Here is a 26,064-nt window from a genome sequence, read left to right as displayed (position 1 = left end):
CAGGTTAACCCGCTGGGGACGGCTCACCGGACGCGGGGGTGCGGCGTGCCGCGGCGGGCGGCGGACAGCAGACTGCGGATCGTCACGACCGTTCCGCAGGACACCACGACCGCGGCGACCGTCATCCCCAGCGTGCCGTTCAGCGGCAGCATGATCCCGACCGCGCCGCCCGCCACCCACGCCATCTGGAGCGTCGTCTCCGAACGTGCGAACGCGGAAGTGCGCACGACCTCCGGCACGTCCCGCTGGATCATCGCGTCCAGCGACAGCTTGCCCAGCGCCTGGCAGATCCCGGCCGCCGCGCACACCGCCACGACCGTGGCGGACAGATAGGTGGCGGCGGCGGTGACCGTGCAGGTCAGCGCGAGCAGCAGCACCGTCAGCAGGATGCGTTCCGGCGACCTGTCCCGCAGCCAGTTCCCCAGCAGGTTGCCCAGCGCGTTCCCCGTGCCCGCGGCCACCCCGACCAGGCCGAGCGAGAACGCGGCGGTCAGTCCCGGCAGCGACTCGTTGCGCAGCAGGAACGCCATGAAGAACAGCAGGAAGCCGGACAGGGCGCGCAGCGACGCGTTCGCCAGCAGCGCCTTGAACACCGGCGAGTCCACCGCGCGCAGCACCCCGCGCGGCCCGTCGTCGCGGTTCTGCGACTTCGCGGCCCGCGCCTCCGCCAGCTCCGCGAGGTGCACCTTCCGCTCGCCGCGGGCCAGGTCCACCTGCCCTGGCAGCCGGAAGGAGAGGAACGCGCCGATGACGGTGATCGCGCACGCCCCGTACAGCGGCCAGCGCTCGCCCAGCGCGTTCAGCGCGAGACCGACCGGGGCGGCGGCGCCGGCCGCGATGAGGCCGGTCAGGGTGATCCGCGCGTTGGCCTTCACCAGCGAGATGCGCGACGGCAGCAGCCGCGGGACGACCGCGGCCCGCACGATGTTGTACGCCTTGGAACACACCATCACCCCCAGCGCCGCCGGGTACAGTTCCATCCCGCCGGTGACCACCGCGCCCGAAATGACCAGCGCGAGACCGCCCCTGGCCAGCAGCGCCCCCGCCATCGCGGCCCGCCGCCCGTGCGGCAGCCGGTCGAGCAGCGGGCCGATGACCGGGGCGAGCAGGACGAACGGGGCCATGGTGACGGCCAGATACAGCGCGACCCGGCCGCGTGCCTCGTCCGTGGGCACCGAGAAGAAGATGGTGGAGGCCAGCGCCATCGTGATCATCATGTCGCCGGCCGAGTGCACCGCGTGCAGCTCGATCAGCTTCGACAGGCCGGACTCGCCCGCGCCGTGCGCGTTCGTCGCCCGGCGGATGCGGCGGCCGACGGTCCGCGGTACCACGGACAGCACGCGGCCCGCCGCCCGGACCGTCCGGGGGAAACCCCCGGCGCCGGACGTGCTCTTGGTGCGGGACGAGCTGCCTGCGGCCACGGCGCAAGCCTAAAGGCTGAACGCTCCCCGGCCCCTGCTTCTCACCTCCCCTTTACCGCGGTTTACGCCGCGCGCCCCGCGGCGGCGGGTGCGCCCGGCCCGCGCGTCGGCCGCCCGAGCCGTGCGGTAGCGTGGGCGGACGGTGCGCCTTGCCTCGTACAGCTCGACGTCGCAGCGGTCCAGCGTCCGCTCCGTCGGCTCCGTTCGCCTCCAGGCGCCCGGCACCGGACAACGGCGTAGGAGTGAGTTCAGTTGAACAACGGGCACGGGGAGATGCTGTGAGTGCAGGGATGCGGAGCCGGACCCCCGACCAGTTGTGTGCCGAGGCGGTGGAGCTGGCCAGGGAGGCCGCGGCCGAGGCCGCGCACCCCCACTCCCTCGGCGAGTACCTCGGCGCGGTCGCCGAGGGCGACCGGCTCGTCACCCACCTGTTCGGCAGCGAGGAGCCCGGCTACCCGGGCTGGCGCTGGGGCGTCACCGTCACCAGGGCCTCGCGCGCCCGCCTCGTCACGGTCGACGAGGTGGCGCTCACGCCTGGCCCCGAGGCGCTGCTCGCCCCCGACTGGGTGCCGTGGCACGAGCGGCTGCGGCCGGGCGACCTGGGCCCCGGCGACCTGCTGCCGACCGACGCGGACGACCCGCGCCTTGAGCCGGGCTTCGCCGGTGAGGCGCCCGAGTCCGAGCCGGCGGAGCGCGCCACCGTCGCCGACGTCGCCGCCGAACTCGGCCTGGGCAGGCCCCGGGTGCTGTCCGTGCTGGGCCGCACCGAGGCGGCCGAGCGCTGGGAGGACGGCTTCGGCCCGCGGACCCCGACCGCGCAGTCGGCCCCGGCCAGCTGCGTGAGCTGCGGCTTCCTGCTGCCGATGGCCGGTTCGCTGCGGCAGGCGTTCGGGGTGTGCGGCAACGAGTACTCCCCGGCCGACGGGCACGTCGTCTCGCTGTCCTTCGGCTGCGGCGGGCATTCGGAGGCCGCGGTGATGCCGGAGCCGCCGCAGCCGGCGCCGCCGGTGATCGACCACCTGGGGGCCGACCCGCTGTGACGCCGCGGGCGCGCGTGCGGACGTTCCAGACGTTTCAGAGCAGGGCGCGCGCGAGCAGGCTCACGCCGGAGGCGGCGACCACCCACAGCAGCGCGGTGCGCAGCCCGTTCGTGCCGAACCGCCGCCGCAGCGGGCCGCCGGCCAGGTAGCCGAGCGGTACGAACGGCACCAGCGCGAGCCCGGCACGCACCTGCGCGCCGTCCAGTTCACCCGACGCGGCGAGCGCGCCGAGCGACATGAGCGCCCCGATGAGGAAGAAGCCGCTCAGCGTCGCCCGCACCCTGGCCGCCTCCTCGTGCTGGTAGAGCAGCGCGACCGGCGGGCCGCCGATGGACGTGGCGGTGCTGGTGAGGCCGGACAGCGCGCCCGCGGTCAGCAGCAGGGACGGGTTCAGCGGCAGACGCACGGACGACAGGGTGGCGGCCACCGCGAGGAGCACCATCGCGCCCACCGCCCCGGCCAGCGCCCGAGGTTCGAGCTGTCCCACCAGCCAGGCCCCGGCCAGCGACCCCGGCAGCCGGGCCGGCAGGCCCCAGGCGAGGCCGCGCCAGTGGATGTGCCGCCATTCGGCGGCCGTGGTCAGCATGGGCAGGAACGGCGTCGTGACGAGGAGGGCGCCGGGCATCAGGGACGGGTCGGCGAAGGCCACCACGGGGGCCGCGACCAGGCCGAGGCCGAGGCCGATGCCGCTCTGCACGGCGGAGCCCAGGAACACGGCGGCACCCGCCAGGAGCAGAAACGATATGTCGGGCATCGGGCAACGAAGCTACCACCGCGCCCGCCCGCGGGCCCGCCGGGCCGGGGGTGGGGGGTCAGTGGCACCCGGTACTGTCGCACCCGTGACCACCGACGACCACGACGATCCCTTCGACACCGAGCGGCTGCGGCACGGTGTCCTCACCGCATGGACGGCCTCCCCGGCCCGGTTCCGCGAGGACGCCAACGCCGAGGAGGACCTCGCCAGGGGCGGTTACCGCGACCGGCTCGTGGTCGAACTGGCGCAGAACGCCGCCGACGCCGCCGCCCGCGGCGGCGGCCTGGGACGGCTGCGGCTCGCCCTGCGCGACGGCGTGCTCACCGTCGCCAACACCGGCGCGCCGCTCGACGCCGCGGGCGTCGAGTCGCTGTCCACGCTGCGCGCGTCCGCGAAGCGCGACGCGGAGGGCAGCGTCGGCAGGTTCGGCGTCGGCTTCGCCGCCGTGCTCGCCGTCAGCGACGAGCCCGCCGTCGCGAGCGGGGCGGGCGGCGTCCGCTGGTCGCTCGCCGAGGCCGGCGACCTGGCCGCGGCCACCGCCGAGGACAGCCCGCGGCTGCGGGAGGAGCTGGAGCGCAGGGCGGGGCACCGGCACGCCGTTCCACTGCTGCGGCTGCCGTTCCCGCTGGCCGCGCCCGAGATCCCGGACGGCTTCGACACCGCCGTCACCCTGCCGCTGCGCGACGCGGCGGCCGAGGACCTGGCGGCCCGGCTGCTCGACGCCGTCGACGACACCCTGCTGCTGACCCTCCCCGGCATCGACGAGGTCACCGTCGAGACCGGCGGCGTCACCCGCACCCTGACCCGCCGCCAGTTCGGCCCGTACACGCAGATCACCGAGGAGCCGGGCCCCGCGGGCAGCGCCGTGCGCTCCACCCGCTGGCGCGTGTCGACGCGGTCCGGCGAGACCGCGCCCGAGCTGCTGGCCGACCGCCCCATCGAGGAGCGTGAGCGCCGCCACTGGTCGGTGACCTGGGCCGTGCCCGTCGACGCCGAGGGCGCCCCGGCCGCGCCGGCCAGCCCCCCGGTCGTCCACGCCCCCACGCCCACCGACGACGCGCTCGGCCTGCCCGCGCTGCTCATCGCCTCCTTCCCGCTGGAGCCGACCCGCCGCCACGTCGCGCCCGGACCGCTCACCGACTTCCTCCTCGGCCGGGCCGCCGACGCCTACACCGCGCTGCTCGCCGACTGGCGGCCGGTCACGGGCGAGATCCTGGGCCTGGTGCCGGGCCCGCTCGGCCGCGGCGAGCTGGACGGCGCGCTGCGCGCCCTGCTGCTCCAGCGGCTGCCCACCACCGCGTTCCTGCCCCCCGCCGCGGCGCCGCCGGTCCAGGAGGACCCGGAGAACGAGGTGCCGGTCGCGCTGCGGCCCACCGACGCCGAGCTGGTCGAGCGGGCGGGCGCCGACACCGTTTCCGTGCTGGCCGAGCTGTTCCCCGTGCTGCTGCCCGCCGGGCTCGAACGCCGCGCGGAGCTGCGCGTTCTCGAGGTCGCGCGGGTCTCCCTCGGCGAGGTCATCGACCGGCTGGCCGGGGTGGAGCGCCCGCCCGGCTGGTGGTGGCGGCTGTACGACTCGCTGGCCGGTGTCGACCCCGACCTGCTGACCGGCCTGCCCGTTCCGCTGGCCGACGGCCGCACGACCGTAGGGCCGCGCCGCGTGCTGCTGCCCGTGCCGGGCGGCGAGGCCGCGGACCTCGGCCGCCTCGGCCTGAAGGTCGCGCACCCGGAGGCGGCGCACCCGCTGCTGGAGAAGCTGGGCGCGGGGCCCGCCACGCCGCGCGCCGTGCTGGCCACCGCGCAGGTGCGGGCGGCTGTCGCCGCCTCGGCCGACGTGGAGGTGTGGGACGAGGACGCGATCCCGGCCGCCGAGCTGGCCGAGACGGTGCTCGCCCTGGTCCGCGACGCCGGTCTGGTGCCGGGCGACGAGCCGTGGCTCGCCGCGCTCGCGCTGCCGGACGAGGACGGCGAGCTGACACCCGCGGGCGAGCTGGTCTACCCGGGCAGCCCGTTCCAGCGCGTCATCCAGGAGGGCGAGCTCGCCGCCTGTGACCCGGACCTGGCCGCCCGCTGGGGCGAGCAGCCGCTGACGGCCGTCGGCGTGCAGGCCGACTTCGCGGTGATACGGGCCGCGGACGTGGTGCTCGACCCGGACGAGCTGGAGCCGCGCGAGGGCGACTACGCCGAGCCGGACGACGCCGGTCTGCTCGACGCCGTGGACGTGTGGTGCGAGGACACCCTGGACGCGCTGCCGGACGCCGCTCTGCCGCCCGTCGCGACCGAGGTGGTCGCCGTCCGCGACCTGGAGCTGGTCGACGAGGACCACTGGCCCGAGGTGCTGTCCCTGCTGTCCCGCCCGCCGTTCCGCGAGGCGCTGACCACGCCCGTCCGCGTCCGCATGCCGGACGGCTCCTTCGAACGGGCCCGTTCCTACACGGCGTGGTGGCTGCGCGGGGCCCCCATCCTCGCGGGCCGCCGCCCGGCCGGGCTGCGCGCGGCGGACGGCGATCCGCTGCTCGCCCGGCTCTACGAGGACGCCGACACCTCGGACGTCGACGAGGAGGTGCTGCACGCCCTGGGGGTGCGCACCACCGCCCGCGCGCTGCTCGCCGAGCCGGGCGGCGCGGCCGACCTCCTGGCACGCCTCGCCGACCCGGCGCGCGAGGTCACCCCCGCGCAACTGCACGGCCTGTACGCGCTGCTCGCCGGGCTCGATCCGGAAGAGGTCACGCTGCCCGACGAGTTGCGGGCCGTCGTGGACGGCACGGCCGCGGTCGTCGCCGCCGCGGACGCGCTGGTCGCCGACGCCCCCGACCTGCTGCCGCTGGCCGGCGGGCGCGCGCTGCTGCCCGTTCCGCCGCAGCGGGCCGCCGCGCTGGCCGCGGTGCTGGACGTGCGCACGCTGAGCGCCGCCGTGCCGGCCGAGCCGCCGGGCGGCGGCACGGAGCGCGACGTTCCCGAGGAGGCCCGCGCGCTGCTTGGCGAGGCGACGCCGCCCCGGTACGTGGAGCACGACGAGCTGGTCGTGTCCGCGGTCGAGCTGGACTGGCGCCTCGCCGCGGACGGCGTCCTGCACGCCGCGACCGTGGAGGGCCTGGCCGCCGGGCTCGCCTGGGCCGCCGGGCAGTGGCCGCGCCGTTTCGAGCTGGCCGCGCTGCTTGAGGACCCCTCACGCACGGAGGAGCTGGAGACCGCGCGGTGGTTCGACTGAGAGCTGTCGGCCCCGCGCTGCTGCTGCTCCTCGTCACCGCCTGTTCGGCCGGGGAGACCGCCGACGGCACGGCCGGGGAACGGGCGGCGGAGCCGTGGCGGCCCGCGCCCGGGCTCGACTGGCAGTGGCAGCTCACGGGCCCGCTCGACCTGGCCGTCGACGTTCCGGTCTACGACATCGACGGCTTCGAGTCGGACGCGAGGGACGTCGCCGCCCTGCACGAGCGCGACGTGCGGGTCATCTGCTACATCAACGCCGGAGCCTGGGAGGACTTCCGTCCGGACCGGGACGCCTTCCCCGCCGGGCTGCTCGGCGAGGGCAACGGCTGGGAGGGCGAACGCTGGCTCGACATCCGGCAACTGGAAGCGCTGCGCCCGCTGATGGCCGCCCGCTTCGACCTGTGCCGCGACAAGGGCTTCGACGCGGTGGAGCCCGACCTCCTGGACGGCTACCTGAACGAGACGGGTTTCCCGCTGACCGCGGACGACCAGCTCGCGTACAACCGCATGATTGCCGAGCTGGCGCACGAACGCGGCCTGTCCGTGGGCCTGAAGAACGACCTGCCGCAGATCCCCGAGCTGGTCGGCGACTTCGACTTCGCGGTCAACGAGGAGTGCGCCGAGTTCGGCGAGTGCGCCGCCCTGACCCCGTTCATCGAGGCGGGCAAGGCCGTCTTCCACGTGGAATACGCCCTGGACACCGAGGAGTTCTGCGCGACCACCACGGCACTCGGACTCAGCTCGATGGCGAAGCGCCTCGACCTCGACGCCTGGCGCGACCCGTGCTGAGCGGGAGCGGGCTTCAGCCCGCGGGCTCGCCGCTCCCCGCGGCGCGGGCGATCGCGGCCTCGCGGCGGCGGACGAACCACAGGCCGAAGAGGCCGAGCCCGGCACCGGCCAGGCACGTCCAGATCCACCACTCGTGCCCGCGGTCGGCGTACCAGACGTAGAACGGCACCTGCACGACGAACAGCACGGCCCACACGATCGTGCCGACGAGGACGGTGGCCACCACGTTGCCCTCCAGGGGCTCGGGCGCCTCCCGCTTGCCGTCCGTGAAATCACCCCAGCGCATCCCCGCAGCCTACCGGGGGCGCCGGGAGAGACGGATCACTCAGGTGGGTGCACGGGGAATGTACAGTGCTCGCCGTTCGTCATATATTTCGTTAGGCAAGCTAATGAGCGATGGCGGTGCTGATGCCCAACGTGAAGCTGGACGAGCCTGACGACGCGGACGCGGTGAACACGCTGCGGATCGGCGTCCTGCGGCTGTCCCGCCGGATGCGTCACCTGAGCGTGGACAGGACACTGAGTCTGGCCGAACTGTCCGCGCTCGGCACGCTCGCGCGATGCGGGCCGATGACGCCGGGGGAGCTGGCCAGGAAGGAGCACGTCCAGCCGCCCTCGATGACGCGCATCATCGCGCTGCTCCAGGAGCGCGGCCTCGTCGCGCTCGAACCGCACCCGGAGGACCGGCGGCAGAAGCTCGTGGCCGCCACCGGCCAGGCCGAGGAGATGCTGGAGGAGAGCCGCGGCCAGCGGAACACCTGGCTGGCCGACCTCGCCGGTGAGCTGGACGAGGAGGAGTGGGCCGCACTGCGCGCCGCCGCGCCCGTGCTGCACAAGCTTGCGCATCTTTAGGAGAGACAGGACAGACGCACGAAGGAGTGTTCCCCTTGAGTCCGGGACCCGGAGCCGACTCCGCACCCGCATCCCTGACCACGACCGACAAGATATCCACCTTCAGTTCCTTCCGGGTCCGCAACTACCGGATTCACTTCTTCGGTTCCTCGGTGTCCAACATCGGCACCTGGATGCAGCGCATCGCCCAGGACTGGCTCGTGCACGAGCTGACCCATTCCGCCGCCGCCGTCGGCATCACCCTCGCCCTCCAGTTCCTGCCGATGCTGCTGTTCGGCCTCTGGGGCGGCGTGCTCGCCGACCGGTTCGACAAGCGGAAGCTGATGCTCGGCACCCAGGTCGTGCTCGGGCTCACCGGCCTCGCCCTGGCCGCCCTCACGTTCAGCGGCGCCGTGCACGCCTACCACGTCTACGCGCTGGCCTTCGTCGTCGGCCTCGCGACCGTCGTGGACAACCCCGCCCGGCAGGCGTTCGTCTCCGAGATGGTCGGGCCGCGGCTGCTGCGCAATGCCGTCTCGCTGAACTCGGCCAACTTCCAGTCCGCCCGGCTGATCGGCCCCGCCGTCGCGGGCATCGTGATCACGGGCGTGGGCAGCGGCTGGGCGTTCCTGTTCAACGGCCTGTCCTTCATCGCGCCGATCACCGGCCTGCTGATGATGCGCACGTCCGAGCTGACCCCGGCCGAACGCGCCCCCCGCGGCAAGGGCCAGCTCCGCGAGGGCCTGCGGTACGTCGGCAGCCGCCCCGAATTGCTGTGGCCGATCGTCCTGCTCGGTTTCGTCGGCACCTTCGGCTACAACTTCGCGATCTGGCTGGTCGCCTTCACCGACCAGGTCTTCCACGCCGACGCCGGCACCTACGGCCTGCTGAACTCGCTCATGGCGATCGGCTCCGTGGCCGGGGCGCTGCTCGCCGCGCGGCGCGGCAGCCGCCGGATGCGCTTCACGGTGGCCGCGGCGCTGCTGTTCGGCACGCTGCTGATGGTGGCCGCCGCGGCGCCGACGTTCCTCGTCTTCGCCCTGCTCATGCCGGTGGTCGGTGTGGTCGCCATGACGTTCCAGGTCACCGCGAACGCGGGCATACAGCTGCACAGCGATCCGGCGATGCGCGGCCGGGTCATCAGCCTGATGATGATGGTCTTCGTCGGCGGGACGCCGTTCGGCGGGCCGCTGATGGGCTGGCTCACCGACGCGTTCGGCGCCAGGGTCGGGCTGCTCACGGGCGGCGCGCTGTGCGCGGGTGCCGCGGTGGGCGTGGCGCTGGTGCTGGCGCGCATCGGCGGGCTGCGGCTGCGGATCAGCCTCAAGGCCGGGAGCCGCGGCGTCGCCCTGGTGCCGCGCGACCCCGAGGAGCTGGCTACGGCGTGAGCGGCGCCGCGGGCGGCTCGGGTGCCGCGGGCGGCGCTTGCGGCTCTTGCGGCTCGGCGGACATCCGCCGGGCGAGCAGCTGGCCGGGCCAGTCCCCGACGCTGAACCGTTCGGTGGGCGTGAAGCCCTGGTCGCGGTAGTACGCGACGAGCCGCCCGTCGTCCCCGGCGTAGCAGTCGACCCGGAGCAGGTCGACACCCTGCCGCCGGGTCTCCGCGACGGCGTGCGCGAGCAGCGCGGCGCCGACGCCGCGGCCGGCGAACCTGCGGTCGGTGACGAGCAGGTGCACGTAGACCTCGGGCTCGTCAACCGGCGCTATGTAGGGCCCGGGGCCGGGCGTGAGGGTGAGGGAACCGGCCGGTTCGCCGTCGATCTCGGCGATCCACGGAGCGCCGGACGCCACGATCTCCCGGACACGTTCGACCGCCCTGGGCCGCGCCGACCAGGGCTCGGAGCCCCACTGGCCGGTGCGCCCGCGACCGGCCAGCCACGCCACCGCGCCGTCGAGCATCCCGAGAATGACCGGAAGGTCGTCCAATCCACCCTGCCTGATCTTCATATGGGGGATGCTAGAGCCTTGGGTCCAGGATGCGGGAGGGATGCCGATGCGGCTGTTCACTGCGGTGCTGCCGCCGCCGGAGGCCATGACCGAGTTGTCCGCGGCCGTGGCCGCGGTGCGGAACGGTGGCGCGCTGCCGCAGCCCCCCGGGCTGCGCTGGTCAGAACCGGCGGGCTGGCACGTCACGGTGGCCTACTACGGCGAGGTCGCCGATGACCGGCTGCCAGGGCTGCGGGAACGGCTGGCCGCGGCCGCGGCGGCCAGGCCCCCGTTCGGACTGCGGCTGGCGGGGGGCGGCACCTTCGGGGAACGGGTGCTGTGGGCCGGGCTCGCGGGCGAGACGGCGGCCCTGCACGCCCTGTCCGCCGCGGCAGCGGAAGCCGGCCCCGCGGTGGACCAATACGACGCGTACCGCCCGCACCTGACGCTCGCCCTCGGCACCCGCGGCGAGAGCACCGGCCCCCCACTCGGCCCGCTCGCCGCCGCACTGGGCGGCTTCGCGAGCCGGCCCTTCCGGGTCGAGCGGCTCGTGCTGATGGCCAGCGAGCCGGAACGGGGGTTCTCGGTGCGGGCCGCGTGGCCGCTGGGCGTACCGTAAACACTGTGAACGCCAAGACACGCACGCGGATCGTCAGCGCCGCACTCGTCGTGCTCCTCGCCGTGGTGGCCCTGGCCGCGGCCTTCGGCTAGGGCCCTGTCCTAGGCGCGTCTCCGCGGAAGGCGGGCTACCAGGCGAATGCCTCGGGGGAAGGGCCCGGGCCGGGGAAGACCTCGTCCAGGCCCGCGAGCAGGTCGGCCGGCAGGTCGAGGGAGACGGCCCGCACCGCCGAGTCGAGCTGTTCGCGCACGCGCGGGCCGACGATCGGGCCGGTGACGCCGGGCCGGGTCAGCAGCCAGGCGAGTGCCACCTCGCCCGGGGCCAGCCCGTGCTTCTCGACCAGGTCCTCGTAGCGCTGCACCTGCGCGCGCTGCGCGCTGTCCGCGAGCGCCGAGGCGGACCGCCCGCCGCCGCTGCGGCTGCCGCCGCCCTCGCGTTCCTTGCGGAGCGCGCCGCCGAGCAGCCCGCCGTGCAGCGGCGACCACGGGATGACGCCGAGGCCGTAGTCCTCTGCGGCCGGGATGACCTCCATCTCGGCGCGGCGCTCGGCCAGGTTGTACAGGCACTGCTCACTGACCAGGCCGAGGGAGCTGCGCCGGGCGGCGGCCTCGTTCGCCTGGGCGATGTGCCAGCCCGCGAAGTTGGACGAGCCGGCGTAGAGGATCTTGCCCTGCTGCACCAGCACGTCCATGGCCTGCCAGATCTCGTCCCACGGCGTGTTCCGGTCGACGTGGTGGAACTGGTACAGGTCGATGTGGTCGGTCTGGAGCCGCTTCAGGCTGGCGTCCACGGCCCGGCGGATGTTGACCGCCGAGAGTTTGTCGTGATTGGGCCACGCGGGTCCGTCACCGGCCATGTTGCCGTTCACCTTGGTGGCGAGGACGACCTTGTCGCGCCGCTCGCCGCCCCTGGCGAACCAGGTGCCGATGATCTCCTCGGTCCTGCCCTTGTTCTCGCCCCACCCGTAGACGTTGGCCGTGTCGAAGAAGTTGACCCCCGCGTCCAGCGCCGCGTCCATGATCGCGTGGCTGTCCGCCTCGTCGGTCAGCGGACCGAAGTTCATCGTCCCGAGCACCAGTCGGCTGACCTTCAGTCCCGTGCGTCCCAGCTGTGTGTACTCCATGCCCTCAAGCCAACGCCGTGGAGTGCGCTCAAGGCAAGACAAAAACGGCCGCCGGCGTCCCCCCGGACGCCGGCGACCGCCGCGGTGAAGCGATGGGCCTACTGCTGCGGCGCGCGGGCCTTCGTGGCGAGCACGCCCGCGGCGGCGACCGCCACCAGGGAGCCGAGGACCACGATCCACACGCCGAAGCTGCTGGAGAAGTCGATGCCCTCCATGAACCCGTCCAGCTGCTCGCCGGACAGCTCCCCGCCGGTCTCGTCCTCGACGTAGGTGCGCGCGAGCTTCTCCGGGTCGAGGAAGTTGAGCACACCGAAGACCAGGGTGACCAGGCTGGGCACGATGGAGCCCGCCGCGGCCATCAGGTTCTGCTTGACGAGCCCGAAGGCGAGCAGGCCGAGCGCCAGCAGGGAGGTGATCAGCGTGAACATGCCGTCACCGTCCAGGCCGGACACGGTGTCGGAGGTGCCCTCGACGTCGACCGAGGTCCAGGCGAGGAACGAGCCGAGCAGGGCGAGTGCCGACCCGCCTATGCCGGCGAGCAGCAGGTTCTTGATGATCGGGTTCGCCGCGGCGCCCCCCGTGGGCGCCGGCGCGAACGGCTGAGGGTTTTGACCGTATGCACTCATGGGCAGAACGTAGGGAGGGGCGATTCTCAGCCGCAACGCGCTTGCCCTCTATGCCGCTTATGCCGGTTTTATCTTCGCCGATGCGATGCGGATCGCACGCAACTCTCCCCCATCAGGAATCACACCTCCCACTTGCGCAGGGGCGGTACTCGCGAAGCCCGTCCGTGGGTGAGGGCTCCGTGGGCCGGATGGCAGGCTTGAGGCCATGCTCTCCTGGACTCCGCCGCGGTCCGTGCCGCGCCGTGCCGTCGTCGGCGGCCTCGCGTGTGTGCTGCTCGCCGCCGCGCCGCTCGCGTTCGCCGCCGCCCCCGCCGAGGCGCCGCCGGCGTTCACGATCGGCGATCCGCGCATCACCGAGTCCAGCGGCCTGGCGGCCAGCCGCCTGCACTCGGGGGTCTACTGGACCCACAACGACCAGGACGTGGCGCCCAACCTGTACGCGATCGACGGCGGCACGGGGGAAACGCTCGCGACGATCACCCTCGCCGGGGCCACGGGACGCGATCTGGAGGCGATATCCCTGGGCCCCGACGGCGCCCTGTACGTCGGCGACATCGGGGACAACTACGACGGCGAGTGGCCGGAGGTGTGGATCTACCGCCTGCCCGAGCCGGAGCAACTGGCCGACGCCACCGTGACCCCGGCCGTGTACCGGGCGACGTACTCCGACGGGCCGCGGGACGCCGAGGCGCTGATGGTGCATCCGGAGACCGGCCGGGTCTATCTGGTCAGCAAGAAGCAGGACGGCGGCGCCGCCCTGTACGCCGGCCCGGCGGAGCTGTCCGAAAACGAGCAGAACGTGTTCGAGCGCCAGACGGATATCGACCTGTGGGTCACGGACGGCGCGTTCTCGCCCGACGGCACGCGTCTGCTGCTCCGCGGCTACTTCACGGCCCGCATGTACCGCTTCGCGGACGGCGTTCCCGAGCCGATCGAACGCCGGGTGATCCCGCCCGTTCAGCGGCAGGGCGAGTCCGTGACGTTCACGCCGGACGGCCGGACCCTGATGTTCGGCACCGAGGGGGAGGGCGGCCAGGTCGAGCCGGTGGAACTCTCGGGTGACCTCCTCCCGGAGAGCGCCGCGGCCGAGGAGGCGCGGGAGGACGAAGACGGCGGCGACGGCGGCGGAACGGACGGTGCCGCGGAGGGGGATGAGGGGGACGAGGGGGACGAGGGCGGGCTCTCGGTGGGCGTCACCACCGCGCTGGTCGTGGGCGTACTGGCCGTCCTCGGCCTGCGCCGCCTGCTGCGCGGCGGCGGCACCCGTTCCTGACCCCACGGCGCGGCCTGGCCGCCTCAGGTACTCGTGGGGCCGTCGCAGCCGGCTTCGGCTTCGCGGCGGTCCTCGGGGAGGGTGGCCAGGAAGGCCGCGATGCCGTCGAGCACGCGGTCGATGCCGAAGCGCACCACCTCCTCCTCCGGCACGTCGAAGGCGCTGGCGGGCAGCGAGAAGACGTGCGGGTAGCAGCCGCTGGCGTACGCCGTCTCCATGATGGGGGCCTGGGCGTTCCAGAACTCCTCGTCGGTGATGTGCGTCTCCTCCTGGGCCTGGTGCAGCAGGACGTAGTGCCTGGCGGTGCCGGTGACGTAGGCATCGATGGTCATGATGATCTTGATGCGCTCCTGGGCGGTGAGGCCGAGCCCGTCGAGCACCGCGAGGAAACGGTCGAAGCCGAGCAGGGCGTTGGGGCCGAGCAGCGGGCGTGACTGGTTGACCTGGAGCAGCCAGGGGCGGGCCAGGTAGTGGCGGTAGGTGCCCCAGGCGATCCGGGCCAGGCCCGCGCGCCAGTCCTCCGCCTCGGGGGGCGCCGGCTCGGTGTCGAAGCCTTCGATGTGGTCGAGCATCAGGTCGAGCAGCTCGCCCTTGCCCGGGATGTAGCGGTAGAGCGTCATCGTGCCGACGCCCAGCTCGGCCGCGACCCGGCGCATGGACAGGGCGGCCAGCCCCTCCCGGTCGGCGAGTGCGACGGCCGCTCCGACGATCGCGGTCAGCGTGAGCCCGGGCTTCGGGCCACGGGCGGGCCGCTCCTGGACCTGCCACATCAGTTGGAGGCTGCGGCTGATGTCACCGCTTCCGCTGCTGTGCGTCGTCGTCATGATGCGGGCCATCCTAGGGCGGGGCAATTACTGGGTACGGTGTACGTTATTTCGAGTACAGTGTACCCAGTAAGGGTTCACCTACCCATGGAGCATGGAGGGGCGTATGGCGTCCGAATCCGAGTTCTCGGTCGTCGCCGAGGGGCTGCGCAAGCGGTACGGCGACAAGACCGCCCTCGACGGCCTCGACCTCGCGGTGCCGCGCGGCGCGGTGTACGGCCTGCTCGGGCCGAACGGCGCGGGCAAGACCACCTGCGTCCGCATCCTGTCGACGCTGCTGCGCGCCGACAGCGGGCATGCGTCGGTCGGCGGCCACGACGTGCGGCGCGAGCCGCGTAAGGTGCGCCGCCGCATAGGCATGACCGGGCAGAACCCGGCGGTCGACGAGATACTCACCGCCCGGGAGAACCTGCGGATGTTCGGGCGGCTCTTCCACCTCGACCACGCGATGGCGCGGCGCAGGGCGGAGGAGCTGCTGTCCGAGTTCAGCCTGGTGGAGGCGGCGGACAAGCAGGTCAAAACGTACAGCGGTGGCATGCGGCGCCGGCTCGACCTGGCGGCCAGCATGATCCTGGCGCCCGAGGTGCTGTTCCTCGACGAGCCGACCACCGGCCTCGACCCGCGCGGCCGCAGCGAGGTGTGGGACGCGGTCCGCGGGCTCACGGCCCTGGGCACGACCGTGCTGCTCACCACCCACTACCTGGACGAGGCGGACAAGCTCTCCGACCGCATCGTCCTCATCGACAACGGACGCAAGATCACCGAGGACACCCCGGCCGGTCTGAAGCGGGCCGTGGGCGGGGACCGTATCGAGGTGGTCGTGTCGGTGCCGGCCGACGTGCCGGCGGCCGTCAAGGCCGTCGCCCGCGTCACGCGCGGCGTGGGGCCCGAGACGGACGAGGAGGGCCTGCGCGTGCACGCGCCGGTCAGCGACGGCGTCGCGGCCCTGACCGAGGTGGCCAGAACGCTCCAGGAGAACGGGGTCGTGTGCGAGGACATCGGGTTGCGCCGCCCGACGCTCGACGAGGTCTTCCTCCGGCTGACGGGGAAGGACAAGGAGACGGAGAAGGGAACGGACGCATGAGCACGACGACACCGGCCGCTACCGGGCTCGACGGACCGGAACGGCGGCTGTACTGGGCGTTCGTCGACTGCTGGACCATCGTCAAGCGGGACCTGACCCACCTGGTCAAGCAGCCCTCGCTCATCGCCTGGCAGCTCGGCTTCCCGATCGTCTCGGTGCTGCTGTTCGTCTACGTCTTCGGCAGCGCCATGGACGTGGGCGGGGGCGCGGACTACAAGGACTTCGCGCTGCCCGGCATGTTCGCCATGACGATGGCGTTCGGCTTCATGAACACGGCGATGGCCGTCGTCATCGAGAAGGAGCGCGGTGTCACCGACCGGTTCCGGTCGATGCCGATGTCGCCGTCCGCGGTCGTCGCCGGGCGGGGCGTCTCCGATGTGCTGCACGCGGCGCTCGACCTGGCCGTGATGGCGGTGATCGCGCTGGTCATCGGGTGGCGCTCGGACGGCTCGCTCGTGGCGACGCTCTACGCGTTCCTGCTGCTGCTCCTGCTGCGGTTCGCGCTCATCTGGATCGGCGTGTGGATCGGCCTGCTGGTGCCGAACACGGAGGCGGCGGGCAACCTGTTCGCCGTGGCGTTCCCGTTCGGCATGATCTCGTCCGTGTTCACGCCGCCGTCGATGATGCCGGACTGGCTGGGCACCATCGCCATGTGGAACCCGGTGTCCGCCACCGCCAACGCGATCCGCGACCTCTACGGCAATCCGCTGCCCACCGGCAGCAGTTGGATCGAGGAGAACGCGATGCTGATGGCCGTGGTCTGGCCGCTGATCATCACCGCGGTCTTCCTGCCGCTGGCCGTGCGCCGTTACCAGGCCCTCGGCAAGTAGGTGCCGGTGCCCGCGAAATCGCGGTGCCCGGCGGGCTGATCCCCGCCGGGCACCGCGTCGTTCCGCTGCCTGGTCAGAGGCGCTCGATCACGTAGTCCACGCACACCGTCAGGGCTTCGACGTCCGCCGGTGCCACGGCCGGGTACATCGCGACCCGCAGCTGGTTGCGGCCCAGCTTGCGGTACGGCTCGGTGTCCACGATGCCGTTCGCCCGCAGGGCCTTGGCGACGGCCGCCGCGTCCACGCCGTCCGCGAAGTCGATCGTGCCGACCACGTGGGAACGCTGCTCGGGGTCGGTCACGAACGGGGTGGCCACCTCGGACTTGTCGGCCCAGCCGTACAGCCGCGCCGCCGAGTCCGCCGTCCGCCGCACGGCCCAGTCGAGCCCGCCCTGGCCGTTGATCCAGTCCAGCTGGTCGGCGAGCAGGAACAGAGTGGTCAGCGCCGGGGTGTTGTACGTCTGGTTCTTCCTGGAGTTGTCGATCGCCGTGGGCAGCGAGAAGAACTCCGGGATGTGCCTACCCGAGGCGGCGACGCGCTCCACGCGCTCCAGGGCGGCGGGGGAGAACGCCGCGACCCACAGCCCGCCGTCGGAGGCGAAGGACTTCTGGGGGGCGAAGTAGTAGACGTCGGTCTCGGTGACGTCGACGGGCAGGCCGCCGGCGCCCGAGGTGGCGTCGACCAGCACGAGCGAGCCCTGGTCGGCGCCGGGCACGCGGTGGATGGGCGCGGCGACGCCGGTGGAGGTCTCGTTGTGGGTGAGGCAGTAGGCGTCCGCGCCGCGCTCGGCCCTGGGCACCGGGTGGCTGCCCGGGGTCGCGGAGATGATCGTCGGCTCGTCCAGCCACGGGGCCTTGCTCGCCGCCTTGGCGAACTTGGCGGAGAACTCGCCGAACGACAGGTGCTGCGACTTGGCCTCGATCAGGCCGTGCGTCGCGATGTCCCAGAACGCGGTGGAGCCGCCGTTGCCCAGGACGACCTCGTAGTCCTCGGGCAGGGACAGCAGGGCGCGCACGCCGTCGCGGACCTGGCCCACCAGGTTTTTCACGGGCGCCTGGCGGTGGGAGGTGCCGAGCAGGGAGCTGCCGGTCGCGGCCAGGGCGCTGAGCGCCTCGGTGCGCACCTTGGAGGGGCCCGATCCGAACCGGCCGTCGGCGGGTTTGATGTCAGCGGGAATCTGGATATCGGCCACGAGCCGGAGCGTAGTCCCTTGGACGCCGAAACCGCACATCCGGCTCGTGACGTGGACAGCAGCGGGCGTCAGCCGAGCCGGACGGGCAGTTCGACGAGGTCGTTCTGCGTGACGATGGGCATGTTGCGCAGTTCCTCGTCCGGCACGGCCAGCGTGAGACCGGGGAAGCGGTCGAACAGCGCGGGCAGCGCGATACGCGCCTCAAGACGCGAGAGGGCCGCCCCCGGGCAGATGTGCGGGCCGTGGCCGAAGCTGATGTGCCGGATCGGTCCCGGCCTGGTGATGTCGAACCGGTCGGCCGTCTCGCCGTACTGGGCGGTGTCCCAGCCGATGGCGCTGTAGGAGATCACCAGCCCCTCGCCCTTGGCGATCACGGTGCCGCCGACGTCGATGTCCTCGGTGGCGAACCGCATCAGCAGGTGCGAGGCGGGGGTGTTCCAGCGCAGCGTCTCCTCGACCACCGTCTCCCACGGCACGGCGCCGGAACGGACCAGGTCGAGCTGGTCGGGGTGGTTCAGCAGGGCGCGCACCGCGTGCGTGATGAGGCTGATCGTCGTCTCGTGACCCGCGGCGACCATCGCCTTCAGGTTGCCGATGACCTCCTCGTCGGTCAGCGGCTCGCCGCCCTCGTCGGCCAGGATCAGCGCGCTGGTCAGGTCGTTGCCGGGGGCCGCCTTCTTGTCGGCGACCATCTTGGTGAAGAACTCGTCGAGTTCTTCGATGACCGCGAGGCGGGTGTCCTGCGGGGTGAGCATGCTGAAGAACGCCTTGTACAGCCGGTGCAGCCGCGGCTGTTCGGTGTGGTCCACGCCCATCAGCTCGCTGACCACGGCCATCGGCAGCGGCAGCGCGAAGACGGCCTTGAGGTCCACGGCCGCGCCGTTCGCGCCGTGGGCGGCGAGGTCGTCGAGCAGGAGGTGCGTCTGCTCCTCGATGTAGGGGGTCAGCTCCGTCACCCGCCGCGCCGTGATGGCCTGCGCGGTCTTGGCGCGCAGCCTGCGGTGCTCGGGGCCGTCGACGGTGAACATGCTGCGGCCGGCGTCGATCATGCCGATGAGCGGCCACTGCCGCGTCACCTCGCCCCGCTGCCAGAGGTCCCACTGGCCGATGTCCTTCACGAGCCTGGGGTCGGTCAGCAGCTTCCTGGCCTCGGCGTGGCGGGTGACCGTCCAGACGGTGACCTCGCCGGGGAGTTCGATGCGGGCCAGGGGGGTGATCTCGCGCAGCCGGCGGGTCTCTCCCGGCCGGTCGCGCACGAGCGGGTCGAGGGGGACGACGGGGCAGGTCATCTCATGCCTCCAACGGCGGGGGTCGGGGTGAACCGGACCGGCAGCACCGTCATGCCGCGCAGGAACGGGGACGGGCGGCGTTGCAGCGTCCGGGGGGAGACGGACAGATCGACGTCGGGGAGCCGGTCGAGCAGCACCTCGATCCCGGTGCGGGCGATCACCTCGGCGATCTCCTGGGCCGGGAACGGGCAGCGGAACTCGCCGTGCGAGAAGGAGAAGTGGGCGTTGTTGCCGCCCGCGTGGGCGTGCCCTGTGCCCTGCACCTGCGGGTCGCCGTGGGCGCCCTGGAGGCCGAGCAGCAGCATGTCGCCCGCCTGGATGTGCTGCCCGCCGAGCCGGGTGTCGCGGGCGGCCCAGCGGCCGGCGAGGATCTGGGTCGGGGTGTCCTCCCACAGCACCTCGTTCATGGCCTCGCCGACGCTGTGCCGGCCGCCGGAGAGCGAGGCGGCGAACCGGTCGTCGGTGAGCATCAGGCGCAGCGAGTTGCCGATCCAGTCGGAGGTCGGCAGGTGGCCGGCGGCGACGATGGCCTGGAGGTCGAGGACGTACTCCTCGTCGGTGAAGTCCCCGCCGTGCGCCAGCATGCGGGAGGTGACGTCGGCGCCGGGCGCGGCGCGCTTGCCTGACACCAGGCGCTGCATGGCGCCGGTGAGGTACTTGTGGCCCGCGATGGCGTCCTCGCCGCCGTCGGCCAGCGCGTTGATGGCGCGGGTCAGTTCGTGGCTCTCGGCGTCGGGGAAGCCGATGACGCGGCCGAGGACGAGGATCGGCAGCATCTTGGCGTAGTCGCCGATCAGTTCGGCCTCGCCGAGGCCGCAGAACGAGTCGATCAGGCCGTCCGCGATCTCCTCGGCGTGGCGGCGCAGCTCGAACGGGTCGACGGCTTCCAGGGCGGGCACGACCATGCCGACGTGCCGCTGGTGTTCGGCGCCGACCGTGTAGTAGATCGACGGCTGGCGTCGGTTGACCATCGGCAGCAGCGGCCAGTCTTCGGGGATGACCGGCCACTGGTTCCACAGGCCCATGTCGCGCGTGAACACGCCGGTGTCGCCCGTGACGTGGTGCAGTTCGCGGTAGCCGATCACCAGCCAGGCCGGGATGTCGCCGGGCAGCACGACGGGCACGACGGGACCGTGCTGCTGCCGCATCTCCCGGTACAGCTCGGCCGGATCGGTATGGAACCTGGGCCCGCTCAGCGGCACCGCGCCGGGCGCGGCGGTGGGGGGCTGCTTCGGCTGTGTCGTCACGGTGTGGTCTTCCGGGCGGTGGCGGAGGTGCCAGAGGCGGTGGAGGCGGTGGAGAGGGCGTGCAGGTGCTCGACGAGGGTGATCAGGACGCTCTTGCTTGACGCGCGCGACCTGGCGTCGCAGTCGATGAGCGGGATCGTCTCGGACAGGTCGAGGGCCTCGCGCACCTGTTCCGCGGTGTGCGCGGGGCCGCCGAAGTCGTTGCGGGCCACGATGAACGGGGTGCCGTGGTGCTCCAGGCGGTCGATGGCGTACCAGGAGTCGGCCAGCCGGCGGGTGTCGACGAGGACGACCGCGCCGAGCGTGCCGGCGAACAGGCGGTCCCACAGGAACCAGAAGCGCTCCTGGCCCGGCGCGCCGAACAGGTAGAGCACGGTGTGGGCGTTCAGGCTGATCCGGCCGAAGTCGAACGCCACGGTGGTGGAGGTCTTGCCGCGGACGGCGGAGGGGTCGTCGATCCCCTGGCCCGCCTGCGTCATGATCTCCTCCGTGTTCAGCGGCCTGATGTCGCTGACGGAGCGGACCATGGTCGTTTTGCCGACGCCGAAGCCGCCGACCACCACGATCTTCAGGCCGTTGTCTGCGGAGCTGCCCAGCGGGGTGCGGACGGCCGGTCGGTCAGAGGTTGCGGAGTCCAACGAGTACCTGCTCAAGGAGATCGGTGTCGGGAAGTTGGGCCGCACCCGCGGTCGTGCGCGGGTGGCGTGCGGTGATCCGGCCCAGGGCGAGCAGGTCGCTGAGCAGGATCTTCACGATGGAGACCGGCAGGTTGAGGTGGGCGGCGACCTCCACGACGGCCGTCGGACGCTCGCACAGCCGCAAGATCCTGACGTGCTCCGACTGCATGCCGGTAGCGGGCTCGCATTCGCTCACCACGAGCGTGACCAGGTCAAAGGCGTCCGTCTCCGCGCGGCTGCGGCCCCCGGTGAGGGTGTACAGCCGGTCGGGGTCGTCGTCCCGGCCCGGGCGGCTCATGCCGGTCCGCCGCCTTCGGCGAACTCCTCGCGGGGCGGCGCGCTCAAGTGCTCGCCCAGCTGCTCGACGAGTTCGTTCATGTTGTGGCCGATGAGGCCGACGTCGGCGTCGTCGTCGGCCACGATCGCCAGGTGGGCGCCGTCCCCGGCCTCCACGATGAACAGGATTCCGCCGTAGAACTCGGTCATCGACTGGCGCACGCCGCCGGTGCCGTCGCCGAATTCCATGGACGCGCCGTGCGACAGGCTCTGGATGCCCGCCGAGATCGCGGCCAGCTGGTCGGCCTGGTCCTCGGACAGCTCCGGGGTCCGGCACAGCTTGAGCCCGTCGCGGGAGAGCACGAGCGCGTGCCGGGCGCCCGGCGTGCGCGACAACAGGCTTTCCAGCAGCCAGTCGAGCGATGCTCCCGTGGTGGGTGCGGTCATGGGGTTTCGTCCTCCGGGTGGGAAGTCGAGGGGGCGGGTGCCTCGGGCTGCGTGTCGCCCTGGCCCCGTACGGCGCGGCGGAACGCACCGAAACGGGCGGCGGATTCTGCCGGTGAGTGGGCCGCGGACGACGATGGCCGCGGCTGCCTGGTGACGCTCTGCGGGTGGGCCGCGAGCGTGCGCCCCCTGCGGCGCTTGGGCAGGCCGCTGGCGCCATACTCGACGAGTTCTTCGTCGGCCGGTGCGGCGGGGGCGTGTTCGGCCGTGGCGAGCGGCGCGTCCGCCACGGCGGGCGCGGGCGCGTGCGCGGCGGCGCGTTCGTCCGTGGTGCGTTCGTCCGTGGTGCGTTCCGCGGTGATGCGTTCCGCCGTGATGCGTTCGGGAGCGGGGGCGGCGGCGGGCGCGGGGGTGGCCGTGACCTTCGGGCGGCTGATCAGCTCCTGCGGAATCATCATCAGCGCGCCGGTGCCGCCGCGCGCCGAGGGCCGGAAGGACACGGTCAGTCCGTGCTTGCGCGCCAGGCAGCCGACGACGGCGAGGCCGAGGCGCGTGCCGGAGAGCGAGGTCAGGTCGAGGGGTTCGCCGGAGACGGCGCGTTCCGCGCGGCGCAGCGCGACGTCGCTCATCACCAGGCCGCTGTCCTCGACGGTGAGGATGACGCCGGCCGGCACCTCCTCCGCGTACACGTGGACCTCGGCGGTGGGCGGGGAGAAGTTCGCCGCGTTGTCGAGGAGTTCGGCCAGGGCGTGCATGACGCCCTCGGCGGCGTGGCCCGCGATGGCCACGTCCACGGCCGAGTGCAGCCGAATCCTGCGGTAGCCGCTGATGCGGCCCATGGCGCCGCGCAGGATGCTCTCCATGACGATCGGCTTGGCCCAGCGCCGCCCGGAGCGGGCGCCGGTGAGCACGGCGATGCTGTCGGCGAGCCGCCCGGCCTGGGCGGTGCGGTGGTCCAGGTGCAGCAGGTCGCCGAGCACCGTCTCGTCGCTGTGCCGGTGCTCCATCTCCCGCAGGTCGGCGAGCATGCTGGTGGCCAGGGCCTGCATGCGTCCCGCGGCGTTGGCACTCGCGGCCATCGCGGCGGCCTTGCCGGACTCGCCGCGGCCCACCTCGACGGCCAGGGTGCGCAGAACGCGGCGCAGCGCCTCGTCCTGCGGCTGCCCGGTCGCGGCGAGCGCGCTGTCGGCCGCGGCGCCGTCGCGCAGGCGTGCCACCACCGCGGGAACGGTCTCGTCCGCGAACCGGGCGGTCGCCGCGTCGCGCGCGGCCGTTTCGGCGTCGCGCGCGGCGGCCGTGGCGCGAAGCCGCCGTATCGTGCCGCGGGCGTGGGCGGTGGTGACCAGGGCGGCGGTCAGCAGGAACGCCGCCGCTCCCGCACCCCAGGCGGTCTCGGCGCGGAAGGACTCGGGTGCGGCATAGACCGCCCCCAGCCAGCCACTTCCCGAGACGATCAGGGAGACGAGGAGGGCGAGCAGCAACTGCCGCAGAGGAGGGCGCTCCGTCATGTGCCGAGGAACCTCATGGGGGTTGGTCGTACGGTACCTGTCAATTCGGCAACACTATAGGCGCGTTAAAGATCCTGGAAGCAAAGATTGTGATAGCGGCGGGTGTTGCTGTTGATTACTTTCGCGCATTCCCGGACATGAGCGATCATTGCGGAGCCGCGGTGCGCCCGCGTGGCAACCGCGTGCCGCAGGGTGCACGCTGTGGGGCATGGAGAACGTGACCGAACTGGCCGCGGCGCTGTGCGCGTCCGTGCGCGGCGAGGTGGAATTCGACGCCGCGGCCCGCGCACTGACCACCATGGACGCTTCCAACTACCGGCGGGTCCCCGTCGGCGTGGTCGCCCCGCGCGATGCCGACGACGTGGCCGCCGCGCTCGCCGTGTGCCGGGCCCACGGCGCGCCCGTGGTGCCGCGCGGCGGCGGCACCAGCATCGCCGGGCAGGCCACCGGCACCGGCGTGGTCCTCGACTTCACCCGCCATATGAACCGCGTCCTGAGCCTCGATCCGGAATCGAGGACCGCCGTCGTGCAGCCCGGCGTCGTGTGCGACACGCTGCGCGCCGCCGCCGTGCCGCACGGCCTGACCTTCGGCCCCGACCCCTCCACCCACAGCCGCTGCACGCTCGGCGGCATGATCGGCAACAACTCCTGCGGCTCGCACTCCGTCGCCTGGGGCACCACCGCGGACAACGTGCACGAGCTTGAGGTCCTCACCTACCGCGGCGACCCGGCCCGCCTGGCCCGCGGCGGCCTGGACGGGCCCGCGCCCCTGCGCGCGGGCGCGGAGGAGCTGGTGGCCCGGCACCTCGCGCTGCTGCGCACCGGCTTCCCCGACCTGCCGCGCCGCATCTCCGGGTACGCGCTCGACGAGCTGCTGCCGGAGAAGGGCCGGGACTGGGCCCGCGCGTTCACCGGCAGCGAGGGCACCCTCGGCGTGCTGACCGAGGCCACCGTCCGCCTGGTCGCGGCCCCGCCCGCGCGGGCGCTCGCCGTGCTCGGCTACGCCGACGAGTCAGCCGCGGCCGAGGCCGCCGCCGGTCTCCTCGTCCACGGTCCGCTGACCGTCGAGGGCATGGCCGCCGACCTGGTCGGCGAGGCGGCGCGCGGTGCTCTGCCGCGCGGCGGGGCCTGGCTGTTCGTGGAGACGGGCGGCCGGCACACCGCCGAGGCCGAGGCCGCCGCCCGCGCCCTGTGCCGTGCCGCGGCCGACGGCACCACCGGCCAGGCCGTGCTCACCGACCCGCTCGACCAGCGCGCGCTGTGGCGCATCCGCGAGGACGCCTCGGGCCTGGCCACCCGCATGCCCGACGGCGGCGAGGCGTGGCCCGGCTGGGAGGACTGCGCGGTGCCCCCGGCCCGGCTCGGCGCCTACCTGCGGGAGTTCCGCGGCCTGCTCGCCGACCACGGCCTGCGCGGCATGCCCTACGGCCACTTCGGCGACGGCTGCATCCACATCCGCATCGACTTCGACCTGCTGACGTCCGCCGGCATCGCCCGTTTCCGCGACTTCGGCACCGAACTGGCCGCACTGGTCGCGGCCCACGGCGGCTCGCTGTCCGGCGAGCACGGCGACGGACTGGCCCGCGCCGAGCTGCTGCCCCGCATGTACGGCGACGAACTCGTCGGTGTCTTCGGCGCGTTCAAGGAGCTGTGGGACCCCGACCGCGCCCTGAACCCGGGCGTGCTCGTCCACCCCGCGCGCCTGGACGACAACCTGCGCTTCACCGGGCTGCCCGCCCGCCCTGTGCCCGTCGCGTTCGCCTACCCGCACGACGGCGGCGACTTCTCCGCCGCGGTGCGCCGCTGCGTCGGCGTCGCCAAGTGCCGCGAGACCAGCGCGGGCACGCACGTCATGTGCCCCTCCTTCCGGGCCACGGGCGAGGAACAGCACTCCACCCGCGGCCGGGCCAGGCTGCTGCACGAGATGTTGACCGGCGAGGTGGTCACCGACGGCTGGCGCTCCACCGAGGTGCGCGACGCGCTCGACCTGTGCCTGTCCTGCAAGGGCTGCCGCAGCGACTGCCCGGTCGGCGTCGACATGGCCACCTACAAGGCCGAGTTCCTGCACCACCACTACGCCGGGCGCCGCCGGCCGGCCGCCCACTACGCCATGGGCCGCCTGCCGCGCTGGCTGCGTCTGGCCGCCGCGCTGCGCCTGGCCCCGCTCGCCAACGCCGCCGGGCGCGTTCCGCCACTGGCCGCGCTCGCCAAACGGGCCGGCGGCATCGCGCCGGAACGGCCCATCCCGGCGCTGGCGCGCCGCCCGTTCACCCACTGGTGGCGCGCCGAGGGGGCGGCGGCGGCCCGCGCGGACGGCCGGCCGGTGGTGCTGTTCCCCGACACCTTCACCAACCACCTGTCCCCGGCGGCGGGCCGCGCCGCCGCGGCCGTTCTCGGGGCGGCCGGGCTGCGCGCCTCGGTGCCGGCCGGGCCGGTGTGCTGCGGCCTCACCTACGTGTCCACCGGCCAGCTCGACCAGGCCAAGGCGGTGCTGCGTCGCACGCTCGGCACCCTGGAGCGGGCCGCGCCCGGCGACGCGCCCGTCACCGTTCTCGAACCGCCCTGCGCGGCGGCCCTGCGCACCGACCTGCCGGAACTGCTGCCGGACGACCCGCGCGCCCACGCGCTGGCCGGGCGCGTCCGCACCTTCGCGGAGACCCTCGCCGAGTACGCGCCCGACTGGGAGCCGCCGCGCCTCGGCCGCTCCGTCGCCGGGCAGACGCACTGCCACCAGCACGCGGCGCTCGGCGACGCCGCCGACCGCGCGCTGCGCGACCGCGCCGGGCTCACCGGGCCGCTGTCCACCGGCTGCTGCGGTCTCGCGGGCAACTTCGGCTTCGAGAAGGGGCATTATGAGGTGTCCGTGGCCTGTGCCGAGGATCAGCTGCTCCCCGCGGTGCGGGCGGCGGCGCCGGACGCGGTGCTGCTGGCCGACGGCTATTCCTGCCGCACCCAATTGGAACAGCTCGGCGGTCACCAAGCGCGGCACCTCGCGGAGGTGCTCGCCGAGGCACTCGCCGATGAGCCGTGACCCGCTTTCCCGGCGGGCATCCGAGCACCGCGCCAGCCGTTTCCGGCCCACGT

Annotated in this window: 24 protein-coding genes; 10 read left to right on the top strand and 14 right to left on the bottom strand. The window is 73.4% G+C overall.

Translation table 11 applies throughout. The features are described 5' to 3' along the window. Positions 1–23: 23 nt before the first annotated feature. Positions 24–1,421 (bottom strand): MFS transporter, encoded by a 1,398-nt coding sequence (locus RM779_RS04785; RefSeq protein ID WP_077060812.1) that lies wholly within the window; start codon positions 1,419–1,421, stop codon positions 24–26. Between the two features lie 290 nt (positions 1,422–1,711). Here RM779_RS04785 and RM779_RS04780 point away from each other — a divergent pair, with 290 nt between their 5' ends. Beyond that, complete coding sequence (locus RM779_RS04780; protein WP_311616518.1) at positions 1,712–2,461, top strand: DUF3027 domain-containing protein; 750 nt, start codon at positions 1,712–1,714, stop codon at positions 2,459–2,461. A 34-nt stretch (positions 2,462–2,495) separates the two neighbouring features. Here the strand turns inward: RM779_RS04780 and RM779_RS04775 are convergent, their stop codons facing one another. Beyond that, the gene (locus RM779_RS04775; protein ID WP_311616112.1) at positions 2,496–3,215 is read right to left on the bottom strand and encodes a sulfite exporter TauE/SafE family protein; all 720 of its coding nucleotides are present in this window, start codon (positions 3,213–3,215) and stop codon (positions 2,496–2,498) included. 85 nt (positions 3,216–3,300) lie between these two features. Here RM779_RS04775 and RM779_RS04770 point away from each other — a divergent pair, with 85 nt between their 5' ends. Beyond that, a complete protein-coding gene (locus tag RM779_RS04770) occupies positions 3,301–6,423 on the top strand; it encodes a sacsin N-terminal ATP-binding-like domain-containing protein (protein ID WP_311616110.1) in 3,123 nt (1,040 codons plus the stop codon). Next, the gene (locus RM779_RS04765) at positions 6,411–7,211 is read left to right on the top strand and encodes an endo alpha-1,4 polygalactosaminidase (protein WP_311616108.1); all 801 of its coding nucleotides are present in this window, start codon (positions 6,411–6,413) and stop codon (positions 7,209–7,211) included. Before RM779_RS04770 ends, RM779_RS04765 begins: the two co-directional genes overlap by 13 nt. Positions 7,212–7,224: 13 nt before the next feature. Here RM779_RS04765 and RM779_RS04760 read toward each other — a convergent pair whose 3' ends face one another. After that, the gene (locus tag RM779_RS04760) at positions 7,225–7,497 is read right to left on the bottom strand and encodes a DUF2530 domain-containing protein (protein ID WP_311616106.1); all 273 of its coding nucleotides are present in this window, start codon (positions 7,495–7,497) and stop codon (positions 7,225–7,227) included. Positions 7,498–7,607: 110 nt separating this feature from the next. On the opposite strand from RM779_RS04760, the gene RM779_RS04755 reads away from it, so the two are divergent. Next, positions 7,608–8,063 (top strand): MarR family winged helix-turn-helix transcriptional regulator, encoded by a 456-nt coding sequence (locus RM779_RS04755; RefSeq protein WP_311616104.1) that lies wholly within the window; start codon positions 7,608–7,610, stop codon positions 8,061–8,063. 35 nt (positions 8,064–8,098) lie between these two features. After that, on the top strand, positions 8,099–9,430 hold the full coding sequence (locus RM779_RS04750) for an MFS transporter (RefSeq protein WP_311616102.1): 1,332 nt from the start codon (positions 8,099–8,101) through the stop codon (positions 9,428–9,430). Here the strand turns inward: RM779_RS04750 and RM779_RS04745 are convergent. After that, positions 9,420–9,989 carry a GNAT family N-acetyltransferase gene (locus RM779_RS04745; protein WP_311616101.1) on the bottom strand — a complete coding sequence of 190 codons (570 nt, stop codon included), beginning with the start codon at positions 9,987–9,989 and terminating at the stop codon, positions 9,420–9,422. The two genes, RM779_RS04750 and RM779_RS04745, sit on opposite strands and share 11 nt — an antisense overlap. A 46-nt stretch (positions 9,990–10,035) precedes the next feature. Here RM779_RS04745 and thpR point away from each other — a divergent pair, with 46 nt between their 5' ends. Then, entirely contained in the window at positions 10,036–10,587 is a 552-nt protein-coding gene (gene thpR, locus RM779_RS04740; RefSeq protein WP_311616098.1) for an RNA 2',3'-cyclic phosphodiesterase, read from the top strand. Between the two features lie 127 nt (positions 10,588–10,714). Here the strand turns inward: thpR and RM779_RS04735 are convergent, their stop codons facing one another. Together RM779_RS04735 and RM779_RS04730 are read right to left on the bottom strand one after the other, a co-directional pair. After that, entirely contained in the window at positions 10,715–11,710 is a 996-nt protein-coding gene (locus RM779_RS04735; RefSeq protein ID WP_077060820.1) for an aldo/keto reductase, read from the bottom strand. Positions 11,711–11,808: 98 nt separating this feature from the next. Then, positions 11,809–12,336 carry a hypothetical protein gene (locus tag RM779_RS04730; protein WP_311616095.1) on the bottom strand — a complete coding sequence of 176 codons (528 nt, stop codon included), beginning with the start codon at positions 12,334–12,336 and terminating at the stop codon, positions 11,809–11,811. Positions 12,337–12,541: 205 nt separating this feature from the next. Between RM779_RS04730 and RM779_RS04725 the strand changes: the two genes are divergently transcribed. Then, positions 12,542–13,609, top strand: coding sequence for a hypothetical protein (locus tag RM779_RS04725; protein WP_311616093.1), 1,068 nt, complete (start codon positions 12,542–12,544; stop codon positions 13,607–13,609). A gap of 23 nt (positions 13,610–13,632) precedes the next feature. Here RM779_RS04725 and RM779_RS04720 read toward each other — a convergent pair whose 3' ends face one another. After that, on the bottom strand, positions 13,633–14,433 hold the full coding sequence (locus RM779_RS04720) for a TetR/AcrR family transcriptional regulator (RefSeq protein WP_311616092.1): 801 nt from the start codon (positions 14,431–14,433) through the stop codon (positions 13,633–13,635). 106 nt (positions 14,434–14,539) lie between these two features. Between RM779_RS04720 and RM779_RS04715 the strand changes: the two genes are divergently transcribed. Next, a complete protein-coding gene (locus RM779_RS04715; RefSeq protein ID WP_311616090.1) occupies positions 14,540–15,517 on the top strand; it encodes an ATP-binding cassette domain-containing protein in 978 nt (325 codons plus the stop codon). Next, positions 15,514–16,347, top strand: a complete 834-nt coding sequence (locus tag RM779_RS04710) for an ABC transporter permease (protein WP_311616088.1) — start codon at positions 15,514–15,516, stop codon at positions 16,345–16,347. Before RM779_RS04715 ends, RM779_RS04710 begins: the two co-directional genes overlap by 4 nt. Positions 16,348–16,420: 73 nt before the next feature. On the opposite strand, the gene serC is transcribed toward RM779_RS04710, so the two are convergent. The 7 genes from serC to RM779_RS04675 all read right to left on the bottom strand — a co-directional run bounded on the left by serC (position 16,421) and on the right by RM779_RS04675 (position 22,980). After that, positions 16,421–17,539, bottom strand: coding sequence for a phosphoserine transaminase (gene serC, locus RM779_RS04705; protein WP_311616085.1), 1,119 nt, complete (start codon positions 17,537–17,539; stop codon positions 16,421–16,423). Positions 17,540–17,607: 68 nt separating this feature from the next. After that, positions 17,608–18,828 (bottom strand): cytochrome P450 family protein, encoded by a 1,221-nt coding sequence (locus RM779_RS04700; RefSeq protein WP_311616083.1) that lies wholly within the window; start codon positions 18,826–18,828, stop codon positions 17,608–17,610. Next, positions 18,825–20,075 (bottom strand): cytochrome P450, encoded by a 1,251-nt coding sequence (locus tag RM779_RS04695; protein ID WP_394813219.1) that lies wholly within the window; start codon positions 20,073–20,075, stop codon positions 18,825–18,827. Before RM779_RS04695 ends, RM779_RS04700 begins: the two co-directional genes overlap by 4 nt. Then, the gene (locus tag RM779_RS04690; RefSeq protein ID WP_311616081.1) at positions 20,072–20,713 is read right to left on the bottom strand and encodes a GTP-binding protein; all 642 of its coding nucleotides are present in this window, start codon (positions 20,711–20,713) and stop codon (positions 20,072–20,074) included. The genes RM779_RS04695 and RM779_RS04690 overlap by 4 nt, the downstream gene beginning before the upstream one ends. Then, positions 20,694–21,050, bottom strand: coding sequence for a DUF742 domain-containing protein (locus RM779_RS04685; RefSeq protein ID WP_311616079.1), 357 nt, complete (start codon positions 21,048–21,050; stop codon positions 20,694–20,696). The genes RM779_RS04690 and RM779_RS04685 overlap by 20 nt, the downstream gene beginning before the upstream one ends. Further along, positions 21,047–21,475 (bottom strand): roadblock/LC7 domain-containing protein, encoded by a 429-nt coding sequence (locus tag RM779_RS04680; protein ID WP_311616077.1) that lies wholly within the window; start codon positions 21,473–21,475, stop codon positions 21,047–21,049. The genes RM779_RS04685 and RM779_RS04680 overlap by 4 nt, the downstream gene beginning before the upstream one ends. Continuing rightward, the gene (locus tag RM779_RS04675; protein WP_311616075.1) at positions 21,472–22,980 is read right to left on the bottom strand and encodes a sensor histidine kinase; all 1,509 of its coding nucleotides are present in this window, start codon (positions 22,978–22,980) and stop codon (positions 21,472–21,474) included. Before RM779_RS04675 ends, RM779_RS04680 begins: the two co-directional genes overlap by 4 nt. A 208-nt stretch (positions 22,981–23,188) precedes the next feature. Between RM779_RS04675 and RM779_RS04670 the strand changes: the two genes are divergently transcribed. Then, entirely contained in the window at positions 23,189–26,011 is a 2,823-nt protein-coding gene (locus RM779_RS04670; protein ID WP_311616073.1) for an FAD-binding and (Fe-S)-binding domain-containing protein, read from the top strand. Positions 26,012–26,064: the final 53 nt, after the last annotated feature.

It is taken from the genome of Streptomyces johnsoniae (genome assembly GCF_031845565.1).
Lineage (GTDB): Bacteria > Actinomycetota > Actinomycetes > Streptomycetales > Streptomycetaceae > Streptomyces > Streptomyces johnsoniae.
This window is presented reverse-complemented; position numbering and strand designations above follow the sequence as displayed.

Coding starts and splice junctions, on each gene's coding strand:
- RM779_RS04780 (WP_311616518.1), top strand. CDS start 1,712: ATGCGGAGCCGGACCCCCGACCAGTTGTGTGCCGAGGCGGTGGAGCTG.
- RM779_RS04775 (WP_311616112.1), bottom strand. CDS start 3,215: ATGCCCGACATATCGTTTCTGCTCCTGGCGGGTGCCGCCGTGTTCCTG.
- RM779_RS04760 (WP_311616106.1), bottom strand. CDS start 7,497: ATGCGCTGGGGTGATTTCACGGACGGCAAGCGGGAGGCGCCCGAGCCC.
- RM779_RS04755 (WP_311616104.1), top strand. CDS start 7,608: ATGGCGGTGCTGATGCCCAACGTGAAGCTGGACGAGCCTGACGACGCG.
- RM779_RS04745 (WP_311616101.1), bottom strand. CDS start 9,989: ATGAAGATCAGGCAGGGTGGATTGGACGACCTTCCGGTCATTCTCGGG.
- thpR (WP_311616098.1), top strand. CDS start 10,036: ATGCGGCTGTTCACTGCGGTGCTGCCGCCGCCGGAGGCCATGACCGAG.
- RM779_RS04735 (WP_077060820.1), bottom strand. CDS start 11,710: ATGGAGTACACACAGCTGGGACGCACGGGACTGAAGGTCAGCCGACTG.
- RM779_RS04730 (WP_311616095.1), bottom strand. CDS start 12,336: ATGAGTGCATACGGTCAAAACCCTCAGCCGTTCGCGCCGGCGCCCACG.
- RM779_RS04725 (WP_311616093.1), top strand. CDS start 12,542: ATGCTCTCCTGGACTCCGCCGCGGTCCGTGCCGCGCCGTGCCGTCGTC.
- RM779_RS04720 (WP_311616092.1), bottom strand. CDS start 14,433: ATGACGACGACGCACAGCAGCGGAAGCGGTGACATCAGCCGCAGCCTC.
- RM779_RS04715 (WP_311616090.1), top strand. CDS start 14,540: ATGGCGTCCGAATCCGAGTTCTCGGTCGTCGCCGAGGGGCTGCGCAAG.
- RM779_RS04710 (WP_311616088.1), top strand. CDS start 15,514: ATGAGCACGACGACACCGGCCGCTACCGGGCTCGACGGACCGGAACGG.
- RM779_RS04700 (WP_311616083.1), bottom strand. CDS start 18,828: ATGACCTGCCCCGTCGTCCCCCTCGACCCGCTCGTGCGCGACCGGCCG.
- RM779_RS04685 (WP_311616079.1), bottom strand. CDS start 21,050: ATGAGCCGCCCGGGCCGGGACGACGACCCCGACCGGCTGTACACCCTC.
- RM779_RS04680 (WP_311616077.1), bottom strand. CDS start 21,475: ATGACCGCACCCACCACGGGAGCATCGCTCGACTGGCTGCTGGAAAGC.
- RM779_RS04675 (WP_311616075.1), bottom strand. CDS start 22,980: ATGACGGAGCGCCCTCCTCTGCGGCAGTTGCTGCTCGCCCTCCTCGTC.
- RM779_RS04670 (WP_311616073.1), top strand. CDS start 23,189: ATGGAGAACGTGACCGAACTGGCCGCGGCGCTGTGCGCGTCCGTGCGC.